Raw genomic sequence first — 18,286 nt, 5'->3', positions numbered from 1 at the left:
GTCCATGCTGGTTGGCCGGGGCTGGTGCGTGGCAGCGGGCCGCTTGCGGTGCCCGACGGGTCGCAGTAAGCTGCGCCGAGTTTCGTATCGGAAAATTATTTCTTCGTTTGGGCGGGATGCTTGGTGCGTGGCGATGAATGGCCGCTATTGTCGCATTCCAACAACTCGATGGTCTGCTGTTGTAGAGCCTGGGTGGGGTTATCCGCTATGGTTAGCCCATTCGACCACGGGGACGGCCTTGTCCTCCTCCCTCGCGGTTGAGGACAGGTGTCTGGCGCGGCGATCAGGTCAGCGGCGTCGGGGCACAACAATAACGCACCAGGATTGAAAGGAACGACCATGGAAACCTTGACCAGTCTCTTTACCGCCATCAACGGCGTGGTATGGGGCCCGTTGATGTTGATACTGCTACTGGGGGTGGGCCTCTACCTCCAGCTGGGCCTCAAGTTCATGCCGATCCGCAAGCTCGGCATGGGCTTCAGCCTGCTGTGGCAGGGACGCGACAAGCCCGGCGCGGACACGTCCGACAAGCACGGCGAAATCTCGCCCTTCAATGCGCTGATGACGGCACTGTCGGCCACCATCGGTACCGGTAATATTGCCGGCGTGGCGACCGCGATTGCGCTGGGTGGGCCCGGCGCGGTGTTCTGGATGTGGATCACGGCACTGGTCGGCATGGCCACCAAGTTTGCCGAGGCGGTGCTGGCGGTGCGCTATCGCGAGACCGACAGTACCGGCAACCATGTCGGCGGGCCGATGTTCTATATCAAGAATGGCCTGGGCAAGAAGTGGATGTGGCTGGGCGGTGCCTTCGCCTTCTTCGGCGCCGTGGCTGCATTCGGCATCGGCAACACCGTGCAGTCCAACTCGGTGGCCGACGCCCTCGATTCCACCTTCGGCCTGCCGCACTGGATCACCGGGGTGGTGATCATGGTGCTGGCCGGGGCGGTGATCCTCGGCGGCATCAAGCGCATCGCCAAGGTGGCCGGCAAGCTGGTGCCGATCATGGCGATTGCCTACATCACCGCCGGTATCGTGGTGCTGATCATCAATGCCAGCGAGATCGGCAGCGCCTTCAGCATGATCTTCTACTACGCCTTCAACCCGCATGCGGCGATGGGCGGCTTTGCCGGGGCGGCGGTGATGGCGGCGATCCGCTTCGGCGTGGCGCGCGGCATCTTCTCCAACGAGGCCGGCCTGGGTAGCGCGCCGATTGCCCACGCCGCCGCCAAGACCAAGAACCCGGTGCGCCAGGGCCTGATCGCCATGCTCGGTACCTTCATCGATACCATCATCGTGTGCACCATCACCGCGCTGGTGATCCTGACCTCCACGGTATGGATCGACGGCGAGGCCGGGGCATCGTTGACCGCGCTGTCGTTCGAGGCGGCGCTGCCTGGGGTCGGTAACCAGATCGTCTCGATCGCGCTGGCGATCTTTGCCTTCACGACCATTCTTGGCTGGTCGTTCTACGGCGAGAAGTGCTTCCAGTTCCTGTTCGGCACGCGCTCGATCATGCTCTACCGCACCCTGTTCGTGCTGGCCATCCCGCTCGGCGCCATGGCCCAGCTGGGCTTCATCTGGCTGATGGCCGATACCTTCAATGCCATGATGGCGATCCCCAACCTGATCGCGCTGGCGCTGCTGTCGCCGATGGTCTTCAAGTTGACCCGCGACTACTTCGACGGCAAGGAGGTGCTGCCGGGCGAAGATCTGCCTAAGTAACCGTAGGGCCACGCGGCACGAACCTGCCGCGTGGCCAATCCGCTAGCCACTCGCCAATGGACCGATACCATGACGCAACTCAGCAAGACGCCACTCTACGACCTGCATCTGGAACTGGGTGGCAAGATGGTGCCCTTCGCCGGCTACGAGATGCCGGTGCAGTTCCCCCTTGGGGTCAAGAAAGAGCATGAGCATACTCGCCAGGCGTGCGGCCTGTTCGATGTATCGCACATGGGTCAGGTATTGATCCATGGGCCGCGGCCCGCCGAGGCGCTGGAAACCTTGGTCTCGGCGGATATCGTCGGGTTGCCCGCCGGCATGCAGCGCTATGCGCTGTTCACTTCGGAAGAGGGCGGTATCCTCGATGACCTGATGGTGGTCAACGCCGGTGAGCATCTCTATCTGGTGGTCAATGCCGCCTGCAAGGAGCAGGACATCAGCCACCTGCGCACCGGGCTTGGTAGCGACTACCAGGTCGAGGTCGTGGATCGCGGCCTGCTCGCCCTGCAGGGGCCCGCGGCGGCCAGCGTCATGCAGCGGCTGTGCCCGGCCGCCTGCGAGATGGTGTTCATGCAGCACGGCCGCTATGAGCTCGGCGGCATTGCGGTGTGGATCAGCCGCAGTGGCTATACCGGGGAGGACGGTTTCGAGATTTCGGTGGCGGCGGAGCAGGCCGATGCACTGGCGCGCCTGCTGCTGGCCGAGGCGGAGGTAGAAGCCATCGGTTTGGGTGCCCGCGACTCGCTGCGTCTCGAGGCGGGCCTGTGCCTCTACGGGCACGATATCGACACCACCACCACACCGGTGGAGGCGGGTCTGATCTGGGCCATCGGCAAGCCTAGGCGGCGCGGCGCTGAGCGGGCCGCGGGCTTTCCGGGAGCCGATCTCATCCTGCATCAGGTCGAGGCCAAGGATCACACCCGCAAGCGGGTCGGGCTGCTCGGCGAAGGCCGGGCGCCGGTGCGCGAGGGGGCCGAGCTGTTCAGCGCCGACGACGTCAAGATCGGCGTGGTGACCTCGGGCGGCTTTGGCCCCAGCGTCGGCCAGCCGGTGGCGATGGGCTATGTCACCATCGACCAGGCCGAGGTAGGTACCCAGGTGTTTGCCGAGGTGCGCGGCAAGCGCTTGCCGATGACGGTGAGCAAGATGCCGTTCGTCAAGCCGGGCTACCATCGCGGCTGATAGCGCCTTTTTATACCGTTATCTTTAGCGCTTGCATGACGCTGTTGCGGGCCGCACGACTTGGCGTGCGGCCCGCATTTTTTAGCGTCGATGCCTAGTGGCCGACGATGATATGCCGAAAGGTCAGGCTGATGCGGATGCCATGGCCGGCCCGCGGCAGCAGCGCATGCTGTAGCTGGCGCTGCACGCCGCGCCCCATGAGCAGCAGGCTGCCGTGGGGAAGGTTGACGTTGAAGGCCGCGGCGCGTCGGTCGCGCCAGCGAAAGCGCAGCGGTCGCTCACTGCCCAGGCTGACGGCAGCGATCAACGGGTCCTGGCCCAGTTCCGGCTCGTCGTCGCTGTGCCAACCCATGCGCTCCTCACCGCTGGCATAGCGATTGAGCAGCACGCTGTTGAATCGCGGCACCTCGCCGAAGGGGCGCAGGGCATGAGCGATGCGCTCGGCCAGCCGCGCCACCTGGGGGTGCCAGGGCTCAGGCAAGAAGTCGCGGCCGGAGTAGCGATAGCGTGCCTCTGGGTCGCCCATCCACACCTGGCGGCGTGGGATCGGGTGCTCGCGGCCGAACAGCGTCAGGCTGGGCTGCTGCCAGTCGAGGTCACGGTCGAGACCAACCAGCAGCCGGTCCGCCTCGTCGGCATCCAGCCAGGCGTCTTTCCGCCACAGCGGCGGGGCATCGAGCAGTGTCTGCCAGTCGGGCGGGGTGTGCATGTGCCAAGCATGCCAGCCGCCACGCGACCTGTCATCCTGGCGCCGGCAGGCGGGCGATGCGATCCGGTCGCTTAGAGGCCGGCAGGGTGGGTGGTGCGTTCATCGCGATGCAGCATGGCAATATTCAGGATATGCAGAAAGCGCTCAGCGATCTGCGGCTGGCTCAATTGGTCGAGGGTATGGGCGACGCCGTTGATGTCGGGTGTCCATGTTTCACTGACCAGGCATACGCGCATGGGGGAGCTCCCGCGTGGTGAACTGCCCCCTAGCGTCGTGGATCAGTGTGACAGGCCATCGGCATGCCCATGACAAGGCGATGAAGATGCTGTCCTAGCGCAGCACCTTGGCGGGGTCGACCGGCTTGCCGCCGTGGCGTAGATCGAATAGCAGGTCGTGGCGCTCGGTGCTGTTGCTGTAGTCGACCTGGCACACCGGCGTGCCCTGGCTGACCGACTGTCCATCGGCGACCTTGAGCTCGCCGCACAGCGCATAGACGCTCTGCAGGTTGCCGTCGTGGTGGACGATCACCACGCGACCCAGCTGCCGCATGCTACCGGCAAAGCGCACCTGGCCGTCGGCGACGGCCTTGGCCTCGCTGCCGTTCTGGGTGGCGAGTAGCATCGGCTGCAGGGTGCCGCGGTCGTCGGGGCCGAAGCGGCGCACCACCCGATAGTCGTCCAGCGGCCACGGCCAGTTGCGGGCGCTGCCGGGCAGATCGCCGGGGTCGGGGCGCTGGGCGGCGGGTCGGCTGGGGCTGCTGCTGCCACTGCTCGCCGCCGTCCCGCTGCTGCCGGAGGTGCTGGCGCCTCCGCCCAGCGGCACCTGGATCAGTTGGCCGACCTGCAAGCGATTGGCGGGGATGCTGCTGTTGGCCGCCTGGACCCGGGCGGGATTGGTGCCGAAGCGGCGTGCGATGCCCGAGTAGGTGTCGCCGGGTCGAACCTGATAGCGATAGGGCCCTCCGGAAGGCGCGCGCTCCTGCTGGGTGGGAATCAGAAGGCGCTGGCCGACGGCCAGCCGATGTGGCTCGACCCCGGGGTTGAAGCGCGTGAGGCGCTCCAGCGGCACATCGGCACGCGCGGCAATGGCGCCCAGCGTGTCGCCACGCTGCACGGTGATCCACTGGCCGTTGATAGCGTCGATGCGCTGGGGAGACGACGAGGGGCCGGCACAGCCCGCCAGCATCCAGGCTATCAGCAGCGTCAGGACGAGGTGTCGAGGAGCTGGTCCTTTTCCTGCCACAGCGCGTTGATCCATGTGTGGAAGCGTTCCTTGTAGTCCGGGTCCTGATGGTAGTCGCCACCGGGCATCCAGGGCGGTACATCGAGGCGCCGGATATGGCAGTGGATCTGGCCCTCGCGCCCACACAGGAAGCCCCAGAAGGTCGGGTTGGGGTTGGCATAGCTCAGGGTCACGTCGAGAATGCCGCTGAGGCTATCGCCGAGCAGGCCGGCGACTTGAGCCGTACCGCCGGCCTTGGGCCGCAGCAGGTGGCGATAGGGGCTATCTTGCGCGTCGCGCTTGGCGGTTGTGAAGCGGGTGCCTTCAACGAAGTTGTAGATCGCCAGCGGCATCTGGCGAGCCCGCTCGCACATGCGCTGGGTGGCACGGCGGTCACGCTCGGCGAGGGCCGGGTTGCGTGCCAGCTGTTCGCGGCTGTAGCGGCGCATGAACGGGTACTCGAGTGCCCACCAGGCCTGTCCCACGATGGGTATCCAGATCAGCTGCTGCTTGATGAAGAAGCGCGGCATGGGAATGCGCCGGTGCAGCGCGAACTGCAGCACGAAGATATCGGTCCAGCTGCGATGGTTGGATAGCACCAGCCACCAGCGTTGCGCCGACAAGCCGTCGGGGCGGCGTATGTCGAGCTGGGGCTTGAGCCAGCGGCGCATCCACCACAGGTTGGCGCCGATCCAGTTGAGTGCTACGGCATTGAGGCCGGCCAGCACGCGCAATTTTGCCGCCCGCCCTGGGGCGACGAGCTTCAACAGGATCAGTACGAACAGTGGGATGCCCCAGAACAGCGTGGTCGCGATCATCAGGCATGCGCTGACGAGCCCCTTCAGGGTCGGCATGGAGGGTCTCCGGAGCGGCGATAACAAGACAATCCTACTGCAAGACCAACGGCATGCCCAGTATGCGCGGGTCGCCAGCATGATTCGTGTCATTGTCCAGGCATGAGATGTCTAGCGCAGAATGATGACGGTCAAATGTCGAAAAACTGACCATCTTGAGAAGAGGGTCAGTGGGATCGCGCTCGTCGGCGATTGTGCAGCGGCTTTGCACAGCGTTATCCACAGGAAATGTGCATAACCCGGCCGCTGAATCAGGCGATCTCGCAGCGCGTATGCTGGGGTAGCAGGTGCTCGGCGGCACGCTCGGAAGGGTTGGGCAGGCATTTCTGAACCAGTGCCAGGCCGCCCAGGGCGATGCGGTGCTCGTCCCCGGCGGCAAATGCCAGGCGACGCGAGCAGGTCGGGTAGAAGCGGTAGTTGAGCAGCGGCGAGATCGGGAACAGCCCGTGGTGGCGATCGCTGCTGCCGATCAGGCCGGTCTGATGCAGCTGCCGGTCGAGATCGACCAGCTCGTGGCCGAGCCGCTCGCTGTCGAAGCCAGCGTGATGCAGGCGTGGCCCCATCACGGCAAGCCAGGCCGCCAGCGGGTGAGCCGACTCTAGCTGCTGGAACGTCGGCCAGTCGGGCATTGGCCAGGGGCGTCCGCGGCACAGCAGATTCTGGCCGCGACAGTCGTCGGGATGGGCGCTGTCGACCAGCCCTTTGAGGGTATGGCGTGCGTCTCGCGGCAGGGTGTTCAGCTGTAGTTCACAGACCACCAGCCAGGCACCGTCGTCGGGCGCAGCGAGCAGCGTGGCGAGCAGGCCGCGGTCGGCCATGGCGTAGCGCTCTACCGGGCGATAGCCGAAGTGTTGCAGGGTGGGCAGCAGCGCGCTGGCAGCATAGCGACCGTGATTCAGCGTCAGCAGTGCCAGGTATTCGGCAGGCGCATCGATGGGCCATACTCGCAGCGCGCCAAGCTCGGGGTGGAGATGGATATAGTCCAGCCACAGCTGTTGTAGGAATTCCTGGCGCTGCATGGTGTGCTTGCCTCCCGCCCGTGGGCCTGCGTTTGAGCTGAGTATAGGCAGGCGGCGAGGGGTGGCTTTCAACGCGGCAAAGACGCAAACGCCCGGCATTGCCGGGCGCAGATGATCACGCTGGATGCACGCGACGCTCAGTGAGCGGCGGTTTCCGGCATCAGCTCGTTGTCCTTTGCATAGCGGTCGAATTCGGTGAAGCCACCGATATGGGTTTGATCGATGAAGATCTGCGGCACGGTATCTACCGGCTTGCCGATGGTCTTCTCCATGTCGGCCTTGGTGATGCCCTCTTCATGGATGTCGACGTAGCGGTAGCCGCCAATGGCACCGATGTCGCTGAGCTTGTCGGCGAGCTCCTTGGCGCGTACGCAGAACGGGCAGCCGGGACGGCCGAAGATCACGACGAACATAGGGGGGACTCCTTGCAATGCAATATGAGATATTTAAAAACTACTAGAGAGCTGGCCGCTATTGTTTCGCAACTCGCGACCAGATGCCAATAGCGGTGCACTACGCAGGCGATGATGGGCCGCTATGTCCGCCTTCAGCGCCCCTCGTCGGCATGCTTGAGCAGCTCGCACAGCGGGCGATGGATGGCCTGGCTGGTCACTACGATGTTCTCGCCGTAGAGATCGCTGGGGATTCCGCCGGGCGGTGCGTAGAGGTGCCCGGTTCGGGCGCCGGCTTCGCGGGCGATCAGCACCCCGGCGGCAAAGTCCCAGGGTGATACGCTTTCATAGTAGGCGTCGAGCCGGCCGCAGGCGACGTCGCACAGGTCGAGGGCCGCCGCACCGTTGCGGCGGATGTCCTGGCACTCGCCGAGTACCGCTTGCAGCCGACGCAGCAGCGGCGGGCGCGACTCGCGGCGATAGGGGAAGCCGGTGGCCACCAGCGCGCGGTTCAGGTCGTCGCAGCGGCTGGCGCGAATCGGTTCGCCATTGCGCCAGGCGCCTTCGCCGCGCAGCGCGCTGAACGTTTCGCCGAGGAAGGGGGCGTGGACGACGCCGAGTTGGGTCTTGCCATCCTCGCACCAGGCGATGGAGACCGCGACATGGGCCAATCCATGAGCAAAGTTGACGGTGCCGTCGATGGGGTCCACGACCCATAGCGGGCCGCGCTTCTCAATGGCGTCGCGTTCAGGCGATAGCTCTTCGGTGAGGCGTGCTTCGCCCGGGTAGGCACCCTCGAGGCGCTCGGCGATGCGCTGATCCACGGCCAGGTCGGTGTCGGTCACCAGCTCATGGCCGCCCTTATAGCGCTGTGCGAAGTCCTGATGACGGCGCGCCTCCAGGATCATGCGGCCGGCGTCGTGGGCGATCTCGATGGCGGCATCGAGACGGGAAGCGAGAGGCATGGGCGACTCCTGAGGCATTGCCGTCGTAAAAAGATCAGTCTACGCTGCGCGGCGGCGATGTTGCCATGATGACCGGGATGAGCACCATGCGGGCCTTGTCCGTCGAGCAGTATGCACGCTTGCAGCAGCTGGCGCGGGCCTATCAGCACCGCTGCGCTGCCAGCATCAAGCGCCACCCCGGGCGCAACCCGCGGCTGGCGGTCGACCTGCTGTGCTTTCAGCCGCTGCCCGATAGCCATGAGCTGGTCGGGGCCTTGATCACGCCGATCTCGCTGTCGCTGGCGGTGGTCAACGCCACCCCCACTGCCCTGCGTGACGACATGCCGCGGCGCTGGCTGGCGCTGCCCGGCGGCGAGTATCCGCTCGATCCGCTGGCGCTGGGCGACAGTGACGGCCTCTGGCAGTGTCCGCTGCTCGACGATCTCGCTGACCTCGAGTCGCTCCACGACGCCAATCGGCTGGCCCAGCACATGATCGAGCGGGTGCTGGGCGAGCCCTAGCGGCGCACCGGGCGCTTCTGCAGCTTGCGCTGCAGGGTGCGGCGGTGCATGCCCAGGGCCCGGGCGGTGGCCGAGATATTGCCGTCGTGTTCCTGCAGTACCTTCTGGATGTGTTCCCAGGTCACGCGGTTGATCGACGGGGGGTTGTCGGCCAGCTCGGTGTTGGGGTCGCCGTCCTGCTTGTCGAGGGCGGCGAGGATCTCATCGGCATCGGCCGGCTTGCACAGGTAGTTGACCGCGCCCAGTTTGATAGCCTCGACGGCGGTGGCGATGCTCGAATAGCCGGTCAATACCACCACCCGACAGCCGGGCACCGCCTCGAGCAGCTCGGGCAGCAGCTTGAGACCGGAGGAGTGCTCCAGCTTGAGGTCCAGGGTGGCGATCTCGGGCTGCAGGCGGTGGGCCAGGATCAGCGCCTGCTCGGCGTCGATGGCCACCTCGACCTCGAAGCCGCGGCGTGTCATGGCGCGCTGCATGACGTGGCAGAACATCTCGTCATCGTCGATGATCAGCAGGCGTTGCGGTTGCTCGTGCATGCGCTTTCCTCGTGACGCGTGGTGCAGTGGCACCCCTAGCCTTGACTGGTATCCAGGCGCGGGAGTTTCACTTCGGTGAGGGTGCCACCCTCTTCATGGTTGTAGAGGCTGACGCCACCACCGAAGCGGTTGATGGTGGCGTGGGTCAGGAACAGCCCGATCCCCATGCCCTTGCTCTTGGTCGAGACGAAGGTATCGCCGAGCTGGTCGGCGATCGACATCGCCACGCCCGGCCCATGATCGCGAATGTCGATGATGACTTCGTCACTGTCCCAGTCGAGGCTGATGGCGATCTGCTCGGGGTTGGCGTCGGCGGCGTTGTTGAGCAGGTTCATCAGCGCCTGCTCGAGGGTAGCATCCACCGCCAGGGTAGGCATGCCGCGCCGTTCGGCGATGTCGAGGCGGTGGCTGACGTCGGGCCGCAGCACCAGCCAGCGCTGCACGACCTGGGCCAGCCACTCGCCGGCGGGGCGCTGTTCGGGCTCGGCCAGGCGCCGCCGGTCGGCGTTGGCCACCAGGTGCTGCAGCCGTGACTTGCAGGTGTCGACCTGCTGGCGCAGCAGGTCGATATCGGCGCACAGCGGGTCGTTGTCGCCGGCTTCGTCGCGCATCTCCTTGAGCAGCACTGCCATGGTCGACAGCGGCGTGCCGAGCTCATGGGCGGTGCCGGCGGCCTGGGTGGCCACCGCCAGCACCTGCTCGTTGCGTAGCGCGGCCTCGCGGGTGCGGGACAGGGTCTGGTCGCGTCGCCGCAGCGCGTGAGCCATCTTGTAGATGAAGAAGGTCACCAGTCCCGCCGAGAGGCCGAAGTTGAGCCACATGCCGAGCACGTGGAGGCTGATCGAGCCGACGATGATGCCGTGGCTGAGTTGCGGCACCGGCTCGAAGAACAGCATCAGAAAGGTGTATCCCGCCATCGAGGCGCTGGCGATCAGCCAGGCGAAGCGCCATGGCAGGGTCGCGGCGGCGATGGTGATCGGCACCAGGTAGTAGGTGATGAAGGGGTTGGTGGAGCCGCCGGTGAAATAGAACAGCAGCGTCAGCCCGGCGACATCGGCCAGCAGGTGGAACAGGTACTCGGTGTCGGTGACCGCCCGCGGTCGACCCAGCCGCCACCAGGTGGCGACGTTTATCAGGCCCATGGCGACGATGACGCAGATGACGGGGACCACGCGCAGCTGGAAACCGATGACCTCGATGCCGAAGATGATCGCCGCCAGGAAGCCGGTCCAGGTGATACCGCGCACGATGGTCAGGCGTACCAGGTTACGATTGGGCGTCGATAGCGGCAGGGGTAGGGCGGGGTGCATGGGCGCTCCGGAGATTTCTTGGCGCCATGATACCCCATCGCTGCGACAAGCTCAGCCGTCGTGACGGCTTGAGCCCCTACTTTCAAGGGCCTAGACTCGCTAGACAGACCATGGAAAAGGAGCGTCAGGATGCGCGACGAACGGATTTCCCAGGCCGAACTGATCGAACGACTGCACTGCTGCATGGCCGGCGAGCGCGTGGTGGTGGTCACCGCCGAGGCGCGCTATCCGGCCAGGGTGCAGCATATCGGGGCGACGGGGCTCAAGGTGATTCCCGAGCCCGAGCTGGAGGGCAGCCACGGGGCCCCCGGTGACCTGGAGGGGCACATGGTGTCCTTCGGCGACGTCGAGTCGCTGGAGCTCGACGGGGTGCGCTACCTGCGCGACGGCTAGCGGGCCGGCAGGATGCGAGGTGGTGGCGGGATGCGCTATCATGCGCGCCACTATGCCGCCCGCCAGCTGGGCGGCCGCTCATTCGTCATCAGGGCCGACCATGCCAGACACCGACATTGCTCGCCAAGCCGAGCTGCGCCGCACGTTCGCCATCATTTCGCACCCCGATGCGGGCAAGACCACCATCACCGAGAAACTGCTGCTGTTCGGCAATGCCATCCAGCTGGCCGGGTCGGTGAAGAGCAAGCGTGCCGAGCGCCACGCCACGTCCGACTGGATGAAGATGGAGCAGGAGCGCGGCATCTCGGTGACCACCTCGGTGATGCAGTTCCCCTACAGCGGACGCATCGTCAATTTGCTCGACACCCCGGGGCACGAAGACTTCTCCGAAGACACCTACCGCACTCTCACCGCGGTGGACTCGGCGCTGATGGTGATCGACGGCGCCAAGGGTGTCGAGGACCGCACCATCAAGCTGATGGAGGTGTGCCGCCTGCGCACCACGCCGATCCTGACCTTCATCAACAAGATGGACCGCGATATCCGCGACCCCATCGAGGTGATGGACGAGGTCGAAACGGTGCTCAATATCCAGTGCGCACCGATGACCTGGCCGATCGGCATGGGCCGTCACTTCAAGGGCGTCTATCACCTCTACAACGACGTCATTCACCTCTATACCCAGGGCCAGGGCAGCCGGATTCCCGATGACAAGCGCATTGAGGGGCTCGACAACCCCCAGGTCGATGAGGTGCTTGGCGCCGACCAGGCCGAGGAGCTGCGCATGGAGGTCGAGCTGGTGCGCGGTGCCTCCCACGCATTCGATCTCGATGCCTATCGCCGCGGCGAGCTGACGCCGGTCTACTTCGGCACCGCCATGGGTAACTTCGGCGTGCGTGAGATGCTCGACGGCTTCGTCGAGTACGCCCCGGCGCCGCAGCCGCGTGAGACCGACACCCGCGACGTCAGCGCAGACGACGAGCGCTTTACCGGCTTCGTTTTCAAGATCCAGGCCAACATGGATCCCAAACACCGCGACCGGGTGGCCTTCCTGAGGGTCTGCTCCGGCAAGTACGACAAGAACATGAAGATGCGCCACGTGCGCATCGGCAAGGACGTCAAGATCGCCGATGCGTTGACCTTCATGGCCTCGGACCGGTCCCAGGTCGAAGAAGCCTGGCCCGGCGACATCATCGGCCTGCACAACCACGGCACCATCCAGATCGGCGATACCTTTACCGTCGGCGAGAGCATGCGCTTCACCGGGATTCCGCACTTCGCGCCGGAGCTGTTCAAGCGCGTGCAGCTCAAGGACCCGCTGAAGATGAAGGCGCTGCAGAAGGGCCTGCAGCAGCTCTCGGAGGAGGGTGCGACCCAGGTCTTCATGCCACTGGATAACAACGACCTGATCGTCGGGGCGGTGGGGTCGCTGCAGTTCGACGTGGTCGCCCACCGACTCAAAGAGGAGTACAAGGTCGACTGTGTCTACCAGGCGGTCAACGTGCAGACCGCGCGCTGGATCTACTGCGACGATGCCAAGATGCTCGACGAGTTCAAGCGCAAGGCGAGCGCCAACCTGGCGCTGGACGGCGGCGGCTACCTGACCTATATCGCTCCCACGCGAGTCAATCTGCAGATGACCCAGGAGCGCTGGCCGGATATTCGCTTTGCCGCGACAAGGGAGCACTGAGCCTCAAGCGCCCAGCGCCGAGTATGAAGCGAGCTGTGCCAGCCGGCGCTTGGCATATGCATAAGCGAACCTCATTCTTCAGGGATGAAGAATGGAGCGCCCAGGGATGGGTTTACAGCGTGTGAGCGTTGCATGTGCCAAGATCAGCCGGCTCCGCCACCCCTGGCCGCGGCCTAATGCCTGCCAGCAGAGACGTTAGCCATGCTAATAGACGCCCACTGCCATCTGGATTTCCCCGACTTCGATGCCGACCGCGAGGCGGTGTTCGCACGGGCCAGGGCAGCAGGCGTGGCTGCCTTCGTGGTGCCGGGCACCACCCGCGCCCGCTGGCCGGACGTGCTGGTGCTGGGGCGCCGCGACGATGTCTCGGTGTGCCTGGGGCTGCACCCCTATTTTATCGACCAGCACGGCGGCGATGACCTGCAGGCCCTGGACGACGCGCTGGCGGCCAACCCCCAGGTGGTAGCGGTGGGCGAATGCGGGATCGATGCGCGCTTCGGCGAGAGCTGGGACGCTCAGTGGCCGCTGTTCGATGCCCAAGTGCGCCTGGCCAAACGCCATGGGCTGCCGCTGGTGATCCACTGCGTGCGCGCCAACGACCGGCTCGCCAAGCGGCTGCGTCAGTTGGCTCCGCCTGACGGTGGGCTGATTCACGGCTTTGCCGGTTCCCCCGAGCAGGCGCTGGCCTTCATCGAACTCGGCTTCGTGGTCGGGCTGGGCGGCGCGCTCACCCATCCGCGAGCCAAGCGCCTGCAGCGCGCCGTTGCCGCGCTGCCCGACGAGGGCTATGTGCTGGAGACGGACAGCCCCGATATGCCGCTGGCCAGCCACCGGGGAGAGCGCAACGAGCCGGCACGTGTGGCCGAGGTGTGCCGGCAGGTAGCGGCACTGAGAGGCGAGGACGTCGAGCAGGTGGCCGCGGCCAGCAGCGCTACTGCGCAGCGGCTATTCGGTACGGCCTCAGGAGGCCGCGAATAGCGTCTCGGGGTCGAGGCGTTCCAGCGCGTAGGGCAGCTCCTGTGGCGCGCACTGCCGGCCAGCGACCGTCAGCGGCTCGGCCAGCTCGCGGGTGCTGAGCACGGCCAGCAGCTCGATTCGGCCATGCGCATCGAACTCGGCGGCGATCACATCCCCCTGGCGCTTGCCGTTGGCATCTTCCACGCCGTCGCCGGGCGCCGGCAGCGCATCCCCATCACACCGCAGGCGTGACAGGCGCTTCTTGACCTGGCCGCGGAAGTGGGCCCTGGCCACTACCTCCTGGCCGGTGTAGCAGCCTTTCTTGAAACTGATGCCACCCAAGGCTTCCCAGTTGAACATCTGCGGCAGATAGGCGTCCTGCTGGGGCTCACCGACCCATGCCAGCCCGGCCTGGATGTCCTGCAGGCACCACGCGGCATTGCCTACCGGTGTCGCCGTGGTCGAGAGCCTCTGCCACAGGGCGGTCATCTCCTCTTGGGGTGCGATCAGCATCAAGCGCGGCGCTGGCCCCGGATGGCACAGCACTTGCTGCACCGAGTCACCTGTGTGATGCCACGGCAGGGGCGCGGCCAGGCCCGTCTCTGCCTCTACCCGTGCCGGTGCCGCGTCGCCCATGACACCGACCAGCGCTAGGTCGTCGCGGGCACTGAGGGTGACCTGGTAGAAGGGGGCGAACTTGCCGAGATGCGACTGGAGCGCGGCGATCCGCTCCACCGGCATGACCAACCATAGCCGCTCGGCGTCGATGCGCAGCAGCTGGGCGCTGGCCAGCATCCTGCCCTTGGGCGTGCAAAAACACGTCAAGGGCGCGGCGCGGCCGTTGGCGTGCTCGACCTGGGCGCTGGTTTGCCCCTGCAGGAAGCGCGTTCCCCCCTGACCGTGCACCTCCAGTACCCCGAGATGCACGAGCGGTGTGATGGTCGTCTGCTCGGACGGCAGTGCGCGATCGGCTTGCGTTGCAAAGGTGACGCGCTGCGGGCCACAGGCAGTGGCGCCTTGGTGCTGGCTCCAGTCAAGCATGGCAACTCCAGGAAGGGTGACGAACAGGCAGTGGTGCAAAGAATGATCTGGACTCTCAATGGGGGCGGCGCCCGATGATTCAAGTCCGGTGCTGCCTCGGCATGTTAGACTGTCACGTTAATCGAGACGATTGCGGAGAGCGTGCCATGGCGCAGATATCGCTGACATTCGAGGGCGTCGACGACGCTGAGCTGATCAACCGGATTACCACCGCGTTGATGATGGTGGAGGGCGTCGAGAGCGCCGAAGTCGGACGTCACGGCGCCGACGTCGAGGGCCGGGTGCGTCGCGAGGTGCTGGTCGAGGCGCTGGCGCCGCTCAAGGTCAAGGTGCGCTGATGACCATTACCGTAATCAGTCAGCAAGCCGGCACGCTGCGCCAGCGGGTGGAACTCGAGGGCTTCGACGACCTCTATGTAGACGCGCCGCGTATCGTCGGTGGCGAGGAGAGCGCGCCGGACCCCCACGACTACTTCGATCTGTCGCTGGGCGCCTGCAAGGCGATCACCGCGCAGATGTATGCCCAGCGCAAGGGCTGGGCGCTGAGTGGGGTGACGGCGGTGGTCAGTCGCGACGAGCGCGATGAGCGGCGTGGCATCTACCGACTCGAGGTCGCCTTGACTTTCCACGGGGTCGACGATGCCGAGCGTCTGGCGAGGCTCACCGAGATCAGCGACCGCTGCCCGATCCACCGGCTGATGACCAGCGCTACGGTGGAGATCACCACGCGTCAGGGCTGACGCATTTATACCGTTATCTTTCATCAGGGTTGCCCGTCATGCAGAAACGCTTCGAGCTGACATCCAAGTTCCAGCCGGCCGGTGATCAGCCGAAAGCGATCGACGCCCTGGTCACCGGGCTGGACGCGGGATTGACGCACCAGACGCTGCTCGGCGTCACCGGCTCCGGCAAGACCTTCACCATGGCCAATGTGGTCCAGCGCTTGCAGCGTCCCACCATCGTCATGGCACCCAACAAGACCCTGGCGGCGCAGCTCTACGGCGAGTTCAAGTCGTTCTTTCCCGACAACGCCGTGGAGTATTTCGTCTCCTACTACGACTACTACCAGCCGGAAGCCTATGTGCCGTCGTCGGACACCTTCATCGAGAAGGATGCCTCGATCAACGATCATATCGAGCAGATGCGACTCTCGGCGACCAAGGCACTGCTCGAGCGTCGCGATGCGCTGATCGTGGTCTCGGTGTCGGCGATCTACGGCCTGGGCGATCCCGAGCAGTACTTGAAGATGCGCCTGCACGTCAATCGCGGCGAGCTGATCGACCAGCGCAAGATGCTGCGCCGTCTGGCGGAACTGCAGTACACCCGCAACGACATGGATTTCCGCCGCGGCACCTACCGGGTGCGCGGTGACGTGATCGATATATTTCCCGCAGATTCTGAAGAGGAGGCGGTGCGGGTCGAGCTGTTCGACGACGAGATCGACTCGATCAGTCTGTTCGACCCGCTGACCGGCGAGATACGCGGCAAGGTGCCGCGCATGACTATCTACCCCAAGTCGCACTATGTGACCCCGCGCCAGACGATTCTCGAGGCCGCCGAGAACATCAAGGGCGAGCTGGTCGAGCGGCTCGATTGGCTGCGAAAGCATGACAAGCTGGTCGAAGCCCAGCGTCTCGAGCAGCGCACCCTCTACGATATCGAGATGATGTTCGAGCTCGGCTACTGCAACGGCATCGAGAACTACTCTCGCTATCTCTCGGGCCGCGCCCCCGGCGAGCCACCGCCGACCTTCTTCGACTACCTTCCGCCGGATGCGCTGCTGTTCATCGATGAATCCCACGTCAGCGTTCCCCAGGTGGGCGGCATGTACAAGGGCGACCGCTCGCGCAAGGAGACCCTGGTGGAGTACGGCTTTCGCCTGCCGTCGGCACTGGATAATCGCCCGATGAAGTTCGAGGAGTGGGAGCATATCTCGCCGCAGACGATCTTCATCTCGGCCACGCCAGGGCCCTATGAGGCCGAGCATGCCGGCCAGGTGGTGGAGCAGGTGGTGCGCCCCACCGGCCTGGTCGATCCCGAGATCGAGGTGCGACCGGCGTCGACCCAGGTCGACGACCTGCTGTCGGAGATACGCCTGCGCGCCGAGGTGGGTGAGCGAGTGCTGGTGACGACTCTGACCAAACGCATGGCCGAAGACCTCACCGAGTATCTCGATGAGCACGACGTGCGGGTGCGCTACCTGCACTCCGACATCGACACCGTAGAGCGCGTCGAGATCATCCGCGACCTGCGGCTCGGCAAGTTCGATGTGCTGGTGGGCATCAACCTGCTGCGCGAAGGGCTCGACATTCCCGAAGTGTCGCTGGTGGCGATTCTGGATGCCGACAAGGAGGGCTTCCTGCGTAATGAGCGCTCGCTGATTCAGACCATCGGCCGCGCCGCGCGCAACGCCAACGGCAAGGCGATCCTCTACGGTGACCGGGTGACCGTCTCGATGCAGCGTGCCATCGACGAGACCGACCGCCGGCGTGACAAGCAGATTGCCCACAACCTGGAGCATGGCATCACCCCGACCACGGTGACGCGCTCGGTGGCCGATATCCTCGAAGCGGCGGCGGCACCCGGCTCACGCAAGAGCAAGGGCCGCAAGAGCGAGCGCAAGGTGGCCGAAGGGCAGGGCGACTATGCCGCCTCCCTCGATGCGCTGGATGCCGCGGGCCTGACCCGCGAGATCAGCCGTCTCGAGGATGCCATGTTCGAGGCTGCGCAGAACCTCGAATTCGAGGAGGCGGCGCGACTCCGCGACCGCCTTCAAGAGCACAAGGCGCGCCTGCTGGCGCTGGGCTGAGCCGATGCCGGAAGGACCCGAGATTCGGCGCGCCGCCGACCGCCTTGGCAAACTGCTGATCAACCGGCCGCTGGTCGAGGTGTGGTTCGCCTTTCCAGAGCTGCAGCAAGCAGCGGCGTCGCTGGTGGGGCAGCGCATCACTGCGGTGGACAGCTGGGGCAAGGCGCTGCTGACATATTTCGAAGATCGCCGCGTGCTCTACTCCCACAACCAGCTCTATGGGCGCTGGATGCTGCATGCTCGCGATAAGCCACCCGCGACGACGCGTAGCCTGCGGCTACGTCTCACCACCGAGACCCATGCCGCCAGCCTCTATAGCGCCTCGGATATCTCGCTGCACGACGACGCTGGGGCGCTTGCGGAACATCCCTTTCTACGCCGGCTGGGGCCGGACCTGCTGACCCATCGGGTAACGCCGGACGACGTCATGGCCCGCTTGTTGACGCCGCGCTTCCGGCGGCGGGGGCTGGGCGGTCTGCTGCTCGACCAGCACTGTTACGCCGGCATCGGCAACTATCTGCGCTCAGAGATGCTGTTCTTCGCCGGGCTGCGGCCGCAGAGACGCCCCGAGGGCCTCGCCGCGGACGAGCTGCAGCGCCTTGCCGAGGTGATGGTAGTCACCATGGCCCAGGCCTATCGCGAGGCGGGCGTGACCAATCGCCCAGCGTGGCGTGAGTCGCTGCAGCAGGCGGGGTTGCCGCGTCGCGTTTGGCGGCATGCGGTCTTCGATCGCGCCGGCGAGGCGTGTCACGCCTGCGGCGCCTTTATAGAGAAGCACAGCGTGGCATCGCGACGGCTGTACCTGTGTCCCAGCTGCCAGCGTTGAGGTGGGAGGCAATTCCCGGCCCGATAGGTCTTATACCGTTATCTTTGTTGGGCTACAAAATTACAGCCATGCTTACCTTGCAGATATCCGACTGATCGACGTTTACAGATGCGTTATAATCCGCACCGCTTGACCCTTTCCTTGCCACGGCAACCGCG

19 protein-coding genes are annotated in these 18,286 nt (G+C 65.4%); 10 read left to right on the top strand and 9 right to left on the bottom strand.

Annotated elements, in window-relative coordinates:
- Positions 1 to 339: 339 nt before the first annotated feature.
- Entirely contained in the window at positions 340 to 1,725 is a 1,386-nt protein-coding gene (locus tag BWR19_09415; protein ID APX93130.1) for a sodium:alanine symporter family protein, read from the top strand.
- A gap of 69 nt (positions 1,726 to 1,794) precedes the next feature.
- The gene (gcvT, locus tag BWR19_09410) at positions 1,795 to 2,907 is read left to right on the top strand and encodes a glycine cleavage system protein T (GenBank protein ID APX93129.1); all 1,113 of its coding nucleotides are present in this window, start codon (positions 1,795 to 1,797) and stop codon (positions 2,905 to 2,907) included.
- Between the two features lie 94 nt (positions 2,908 to 3,001).
- Here the strand turns inward: gcvT and BWR19_09405 are convergent, their stop codons facing one another.
- The 6 genes from BWR19_09405 to BWR19_09380 all read right to left on the bottom strand — a co-directional run bounded on the left by BWR19_09405 (position 3,002) and on the right by BWR19_09380 (position 8,067).
- Complete coding sequence (locus BWR19_09405; protein APX93128.1) at positions 3,002 to 3,616, bottom strand: alpha-ketoglutarate-dependent dioxygenase AlkB; 615 nt, start codon at positions 3,614 to 3,616, stop codon at positions 3,002 to 3,004.
- Between the two features lie 330 nt (positions 3,617 to 3,946).
- The gene (locus tag BWR19_09400) at positions 3,947 to 4,801 is read right to left on the bottom strand and encodes a peptidase M23 (GenBank protein APX93127.1); all 855 of its coding nucleotides are present in this window, start codon (positions 4,799 to 4,801) and stop codon (positions 3,947 to 3,949) included.
- Positions 4,802 to 4,818: 17 nt separating this feature from the next.
- The gene (locus tag BWR19_09395; protein APX93126.1) at positions 4,819 to 5,691 is read right to left on the bottom strand and encodes an acyltransferase; all 873 of its coding nucleotides are present in this window, start codon (positions 5,689 to 5,691) and stop codon (positions 4,819 to 4,821) included.
- Between the two features lie 251 nt (positions 5,692 to 5,942).
- Positions 5,943 to 6,710 carry a DUF1338 domain-containing protein gene (locus BWR19_09390; GenBank protein APX93125.1) on the bottom strand — a complete coding sequence of 256 codons (768 nt, stop codon included), beginning with the start codon at positions 6,708 to 6,710 and terminating at the stop codon, positions 5,943 to 5,945.
- Between the two features lie 137 nt (positions 6,711 to 6,847).
- Entirely contained in the window at positions 6,848 to 7,123 is a 276-nt protein-coding gene (locus BWR19_09385) for a glutaredoxin (GenBank protein APX93124.1), read from the bottom strand.
- Positions 7,124 to 7,257: 134 nt separating this feature from the next.
- The gene (locus BWR19_09380; GenBank protein APX93123.1) at positions 7,258 to 8,067 is read right to left on the bottom strand and encodes an inositol monophosphatase; all 810 of its coding nucleotides are present in this window, start codon (positions 8,065 to 8,067) and stop codon (positions 7,258 to 7,260) included.
- Between the two features lie 86 nt (positions 8,068 to 8,153).
- Between BWR19_09380 and BWR19_09375 the strand changes: the two genes are divergently transcribed.
- Positions 8,154 to 8,567, top strand: a complete 414-nt coding sequence (locus BWR19_09375; GenBank protein APX94975.1) for a hypothetical protein — start codon at positions 8,154 to 8,156, stop codon at positions 8,565 to 8,567.
- Here the strand turns inward: BWR19_09375 and BWR19_09370 are convergent.
- Together BWR19_09370 and BWR19_09365 are read right to left on the bottom strand one after the other, a co-directional pair.
- Positions 8,564 to 9,103 (bottom strand): two-component system response regulator, encoded by a 540-nt coding sequence (locus BWR19_09370; GenBank protein ID APX93122.1) that lies wholly within the window; start codon positions 9,101 to 9,103, stop codon positions 8,564 to 8,566. The two genes, BWR19_09375 and BWR19_09370, sit on opposite strands and share 4 nt — an antisense overlap.
- Before the next feature lie 35 nt (positions 9,104 to 9,138).
- The gene (locus tag BWR19_09365; GenBank protein APX93121.1) at positions 9,139 to 10,413 is read right to left on the bottom strand and encodes a two-component sensor histidine kinase; all 1,275 of its coding nucleotides are present in this window, start codon (positions 10,411 to 10,413) and stop codon (positions 9,139 to 9,141) included.
- Positions 10,414 to 10,542: 129 nt separating this feature from the next.
- On the opposite strand from BWR19_09365, the gene BWR19_09360 reads away from it, so the two are divergent.
- The 3 genes from BWR19_09360 to BWR19_09350 all read left to right on the top strand — a co-directional run bounded on the left by BWR19_09360 (position 10,543) and on the right by BWR19_09350 (position 13,474).
- Positions 10,543 to 10,806 (top strand): hypothetical protein, encoded by a 264-nt coding sequence (locus BWR19_09360; protein ID APX93120.1) that lies wholly within the window; start codon positions 10,543 to 10,545, stop codon positions 10,804 to 10,806.
- Positions 10,807 to 10,906: 100 nt separating this feature from the next.
- Positions 10,907 to 12,496 carry a peptide chain release factor 3 gene (locus BWR19_09355; protein APX93119.1) on the top strand — a complete coding sequence of 530 codons (1,590 nt, stop codon included), beginning with the start codon at positions 10,907 to 10,909 and terminating at the stop codon, positions 12,494 to 12,496.
- 201 nt (positions 12,497 to 12,697) lie between these two features.
- Positions 12,698 to 13,474, top strand: coding sequence for a hydrolase TatD (locus tag BWR19_09350; GenBank protein APX93118.1), 777 nt, complete (start codon positions 12,698 to 12,700; stop codon positions 13,472 to 13,474).
- On the opposite strand, the gene BWR19_09345 is transcribed toward BWR19_09350, so the two are convergent.
- Positions 13,457 to 14,413 carry an aminomethyltransferase gene (locus BWR19_09345; GenBank protein ID APX94974.1) on the bottom strand — a complete coding sequence of 319 codons (957 nt, stop codon included), beginning with the start codon at positions 14,411 to 14,413 and terminating at the stop codon, positions 13,457 to 13,459. The genes BWR19_09350 and BWR19_09345 overlap by 18 nt on opposite strands.
- 227 nt (positions 14,414 to 14,640) lie before the next feature.
- Here BWR19_09345 and BWR19_09340 point away from each other — a divergent pair, with 227 nt between their 5' ends.
- Genes BWR19_09340 through BWR19_09325 form a run of 4 tightly spaced genes read left to right on the top strand, consistent with a single transcriptional unit; the run spans position 14,641 to position 18,128 of the window.
- On the top strand, positions 14,641 to 14,832 hold the full coding sequence (locus BWR19_09340; protein ID APX93117.1) for a hypothetical protein: 192 nt from the start codon (positions 14,641 to 14,643) through the stop codon (positions 14,830 to 14,832).
- Positions 14,832 to 15,233 (top strand): peroxiredoxin, encoded by a 402-nt coding sequence (locus tag BWR19_09335; GenBank protein ID APX93116.1) that lies wholly within the window; start codon positions 14,832 to 14,834, stop codon positions 15,231 to 15,233. The genes BWR19_09340 and BWR19_09335 overlap by 1 nt, the downstream gene beginning before the upstream one ends.
- Before the next feature lie 38 nt (positions 15,234 to 15,271).
- Entirely contained in the window at positions 15,272 to 17,302 is a 2,031-nt protein-coding gene (locus BWR19_09330) for an excinuclease ABC subunit B (GenBank protein APX93115.1), read from the top strand.
- Positions 17,303 to 17,306: 4 nt separating this feature from the next.
- Positions 17,307 to 18,128 (top strand): endonuclease VIII, encoded by an 822-nt coding sequence (locus tag BWR19_09325; protein ID APX93114.1) that lies wholly within the window; start codon positions 17,307 to 17,309, stop codon positions 18,126 to 18,128.
- Positions 18,129 to 18,286: the final 158 nt, after the last annotated feature.

The organism is Halomonas sp. 1513 (assembly GCA_001971685.1).
Lineage (GTDB): Bacteria > Pseudomonadota > Gammaproteobacteria > Pseudomonadales > Halomonadaceae > Franzmannia.
Note: the sequence above shows the minus strand (reverse complement) of the source record. Positions and strands in the feature narration are given on the sequence as shown.